Below are 585 nucleotides of genomic sequence, written 5' to 3' on the forward strand. Positions count from 1 at the left end.
GCCTGATAGTTTTCGTAGGCTTCTTGATAATAAAACAAAGCCCTTTGATAATTATTCTGCTTCAAATTCAATTCTCCTAACACGAAGTTACATACTCCGATTAGGTAAGGATCATCTATTATATCCCGATACTCCAACGCTTTAAGATATGATTCGGTTGCTTTCTGATAATTATTTGTGCTGTATTCCATGCGCCCCAGACAATACCAAGAAAGGAACTTTTGTCGGTTCGTGCCTTTGCGCATGAAATAGTTTACTGCAGGACGGAGCATCGAATCGGTATCTATGGTTTGTCCTGTTTTATCCAACGCCAGCGAATAAAGCAGCCCATAATGTGCTTTAGTCGATTTTTTGCGAATACTGCCGGGGACGATAGCTTGCAAGGAGTGTAACGCACTGTCTGGGTAATCGTTAATTATTTCCTGCGTGCGTTCTAGTTCTTCGGCTATGTATTTGCTCTCGGAACATGAACACAAGCATAGAAAAAAGGCGCAAACATAAATAAATCGTTTCATAAACAGCCCAAATAATTATTATCCAATATACGAAAAAATACCGATTTAACTTATATCTGACAAAATTAAC

At 38.6% G+C, this 585-nt stretch carries 1 protein-coding gene; it reads right to left on the reverse strand.

Features of this window, described 5'->3' with window-relative positions:
• A partial coding sequence (locus tag DWW03_RS16375; RefSeq protein WP_147344336.1) for a tetratricopeptide repeat protein occupies positions 1 to 515 on the reverse strand: 515 nt, incomplete at its 3' end.
• Between the last annotated feature and the right edge of the window lie 70 nt (positions 516 to 585).

Source organism: Alistipes sp. AF14-19, assembly GCF_003461645.1.
GTDB lineage: Bacteria > Bacteroidota > Bacteroidia > Bacteroidales > Rikenellaceae > Alistipes > Alistipes shahii.